Source organism: Aeromicrobium sp. Leaf272, from assembly GCF_001422865.1.
Lineage (GTDB): Bacteria > Actinomycetota > Actinomycetes > Propionibacteriales > Nocardioidaceae > Aeromicrobium.
The window spans coordinates 86,641-89,929 of the sequence record NZ_LMMY01000009.1 but is presented as its reverse complement, the minus strand read 5'-3'; the positions used below and the strand labels follow the sequence as shown (position 1 = coordinate 89,929).

At 70.5% G+C, this 3,289-nt stretch carries 5 protein-coding genes and 1 tRNA gene; 2 read left to right on the top strand and 4 right to left on the bottom strand.

Annotation, left to right across the window (positions count from 1 at the left end; genetic code table 11):
• A partial coding sequence (locus ASF38_RS17770) for a hypothetical protein (RefSeq protein WP_200914370.1) occupies positions 1-323 on the top strand: 323 nt, incomplete at its 5' end.
• 42 nt (positions 324-365) lie between these two features.
• Here the strand turns inward: ASF38_RS17770 and ASF38_RS01955 are convergent.
• The 3 genes from ASF38_RS01955 to ASF38_RS01945 all read right to left on the bottom strand — a co-directional run bounded on the left by ASF38_RS01955 (position 366) and on the right by ASF38_RS01945 (position 1,912).
• Positions 366-857 carry a YajQ family cyclic di-GMP-binding protein gene (locus tag ASF38_RS01955; RefSeq protein WP_055964084.1) on the bottom strand — a complete coding sequence of 164 codons (492 nt, stop codon included), beginning with the start codon at positions 855-857 and terminating at the stop codon, positions 366-368.
• Between the two features lie 175 nt (positions 858-1,032).
• The gene (locus tag ASF38_RS01950; RefSeq protein WP_056573292.1) at positions 1,033-1,518 is read right to left on the bottom strand and encodes an SRPBCC domain-containing protein; all 486 of its coding nucleotides are present in this window, start codon (positions 1,516-1,518) and stop codon (positions 1,033-1,035) included.
• A 1-nt stretch (position 1,519) separates the two neighbouring features.
• Positions 1,520-1,912: a helix-turn-helix transcriptional regulator gene (locus tag ASF38_RS01945; RefSeq protein WP_056574117.1), complete on the bottom strand. Its 393-nt coding sequence runs from the start codon at positions 1,910-1,912 to the stop codon at positions 1,520-1,522.
• Between the two features lie 127 nt (positions 1,913-2,039).
• Between ASF38_RS01945 and ASF38_RS01940 the strand changes: the two genes are divergently transcribed.
• Positions 2,040-2,121: transfer RNA gene (locus tag ASF38_RS01940), tRNA-Tyr, on the top strand.
• A gap of 95 nt (positions 2,122-2,216) precedes the next feature.
• On the opposite strand, the gene ASF38_RS01935 is transcribed toward ASF38_RS01940, so the two are convergent.
• The gene (locus ASF38_RS01935) at positions 2,217-3,170 is read right to left on the bottom strand and encodes a GlxA family transcriptional regulator (protein WP_056555941.1); all 954 of its coding nucleotides are present in this window, start codon (positions 3,168-3,170) and stop codon (positions 2,217-2,219) included.
• Positions 3,171-3,289: the final 119 nt, after the last annotated feature.

The following is a 3,289-nucleotide window of genomic DNA, read 5'->3' as shown; positions in this document are numbered from 1 at the left end:
CCGCCTGCGGCTCCGACGACGCCGATGACGACGTCGTCCCCGCCGCCACCTCGTCCGCGCAGTCCACCGAGAGTGCGCCGACGTCGGAGAGCCCGTCGGCCGGGTCCACGAACGGCGGTGACGGTGACGACGTGACCGACGCCGACCTGCGCGGCCAGCTCGAGAAGGTCGCCCTCGACGAGGTCGGCCAGGGTCGCGTGACCGACGTCGAGCGCAGCGACGACCGCGACCACGCCTACGAGGTCGAGGTCGACCTCGGCAACGACGACGACGTCAGCGTCGAGATCGCCGAGGACCTGTCGGTGGTCCGCGTCGACCGCTGACGCCGAAGGGGTGCGGCCGACCTCGACCGGGTGGTGCGTCCGTCAGCGGTAGTTGACGAACTGCACCGCGAAGTCGAGGTCGGCACCCTTCAGCAGCGCGATGACCTCTTGCAGGTCGTCGCGCTTCTTGCTGGTGACGCGCAGCTCGTCGCCCTGGATCTGGACCTTCACGCCCTTGGGCCCCTCGTCGCGGATGAGCTTGGAGACCTTCTTGGCCTGCTCGGTGCTGATGCCCTGGCTGAAGGTGCCGTTGATCTTGACGTCCTTGCCGCTCTGGCGCGGATCACCGGTCTCGAGCGCCTTGAGGCTGATGCCGCGCTTGACGAGCTTCTCCTTGAAGACGTCGAGCACGGCGAGAGCGCGCTCGTCGGCGTTCGCGGTGATCTCGATGCCCTCCTCGCCCTTCCACTCCAGCAGTGCGCCGGTGTTCTTGAAGTCGTACCGGGTGGAGATCTCCTTCATCGCCTGGTTGAGGGCGTTGTCGGCCTCCTGACGGTCGAGCTTGCTGACGATGTCGAACGAGGAGTCGGCCACGGTTCTCTCTCCTGTGCTGGCTGGGACGGCGAAGGGACGGGACCCGCAGGTCCCGCCCCTCAGACTAGGCGCTCGCCTCGAGTGCCCGCCGTGCCGTCCGTCGCCCCAGGCCGTGACGCAGCCCCGGCACCCCTGCCGGGCCGTCTGCCGCCCAGGGCCCGGCACCCCTGCCGGGTCAGGCCGCCAGGAAGTCGTCGATCTGCCCCATGGCGGCGCGCGCGCCCTCCTCGACCCCCATGTCGAGCACCTGCTGCAGGGCCTCGGCGGTCGGGTAGGTGGAGACGTAGGTGGCGCGGGTGCCGCCGTCGATCGGCTCGAAGCGGAAGCTGTTGGTCGAGGACGGCATGCTCTCGACGGGGTTCAGGTCCGCGTCGGCGAAGCCGTCCCGCACCTCGAAGCCGTGCGGGGCGTCGACGGAGACCACGTCCCAGTAGCCGCCGTACTTCTCGCCCTCCGGGCCGGTCATGTAGTAGGTGATGCGGCTGCCGGGCGTCAGGTCGTGGTCGACGAACGTCGCGGGGTGGGTCGGCGGTCCCCAGATCTTCTCCAGCTGGCGGGGGTCGGCGTAGATGCCGAACACGCGCTCGACGGGAGCGGCGAACTCGGCGGTGATGGTGATGGTGCGCTGGTCCAGGTCCTTCTGGACGTCGATGACGGGCATGTCACTTCTCCTGGGTGGTGTGGGTGGTGGTGTCGTGCTGCTCGGACGGTGTGGCGGATGGTGCGGTGGGTCGGGCGAGGAGGTCGTCGATCCGGGCGACGCGTCCGCGCCACACGGCCTCGATCTCGCCGAGCATCGAGGCGACGGACCGCACGGCCTCGACGTCCCCGCTCGCGAGGGCCTCGCGGCCGACCCGACGCTTGGTGACCAGACCGGCCCGTTCGAGCACCGCGACGTGCTTCTGCACGGCGGCGAAGCTCATCGGGTAGTGCTCGGCGAGCCGGCTCACGGAGTGCTCCCCGGCCAGCACGCGGCGCAGGATGTCGCGCCGGGTCCGGTCGGCCAGGGCGCCGAACAGGGCATCGGCCCGGTCGTCGTCCTGGCGATCACTCATGACCACAACCTACAACTAGATGGTTGTAGGTTGTCAACCCCGTGGACGGCATGGATGCGGTTGGGCCGCGCAGGCCCCTCTGCGGTATGGTTTCTCGTCGTTGCCCGTCTCGGCGGGCAGCATCCCTGGCAGGTTGCCCGAGCGGCCAAAGGGAGCTGACTGTAAATCAGCCGGCATTGCCTTCGCAGGTTCGAATCCTGCACCTGCCACAGCGTGAGAGAGTCGCTGGAACCGACGGGCCTCGTCGGGCGAGAGCCCGGCGGGGCCCGTTCTTCATGATCGAGCTCCACCCGCTGCGGGCGGCTCAGTGATGGGGAAGCGCAGCGAAGCGCCGACGGTACGAGGTCGGCGTGGTGCCGTAGGCGTCGGTGAAGCGCTGGCGGAACGTGACGACGCTGCCGAAGCCGCACCGCCGCGCGACCGACGCGACCGGCAGGTCGGTCCGCTCCAGGAGTCGGCGCGACTCGTCGAGGCGGCGTCCGGACAGCCACCGCGCGGGGCTCGCGCCGGTGGCCTCGGTGAAGCGACGGGTGAAGTTGCGGGTGCTCATCCGTGCGTGGTCGGCCATCGCCTCGACGGACATCCGCTGGTCCAGGTGCTCGATGGTCCACGCGATGGTGTCACCGAGCTGTCCGACGCCGTCGGGCTCGGGCATGGGGCGAGCGATGTACTGCGCCTGCCCGCCCTCGCGGTGGGGTGCGACGACGAGGTGCCGGGCGAGGGTCGTCGCCGCCTCGGAGCCGAGCTCGCGTCGGACGACGTGCAGGCAGGCGTCGATGGCCGAGGCCGTCCCGGCCGAGGTGAGCACGTCGCCGTGGTCGACGTAGATCGCGTCGGCGTCGACGTCGACGTCGGGGTACCGCGCCGCCAGGTCCTCGGCGGCGCCCCAGTGGGTGACCGAGGACCGTCCGTCGAGCACCCCCGCTCCGGCCAGGGGGAACGCACCCAGGCACAGCCCCACCAGGCGAGCACTCCGCCAGGCCGCCTCCCGGATCACCGTGGCCACGGTGTCGTCGGCCGGGCGCAGGTCGGCGTGCCACGAGGGGAAGACGAGCAGGTCGGCGTCCGTCGTCGCGTCGGGACCGGCCAGGTCGCCGAGGGAGACTCCCTCCGCCGTCATCACGCGGGCCTCGCTGCTCCAGACCGTGGTGCGCCAGGAGGAGTCGAGGCCGAGCCGCGCGACCTCGGCGAAGACGGTCGTCGGCACGGAAAGGTGGAACAGGCTGATGCCGTCGAAGGCGTGGACCGCGATCCGCATGATTGTCCTGGAAGCATCGATAGGTGGCGTTCGGGCCACTCACGGTACCTGGCCCCCACCCCGAGGATGGAGGTCCACCCGGACGAACCAAGGAGCACCATCGTGACCGCCACCCGCCG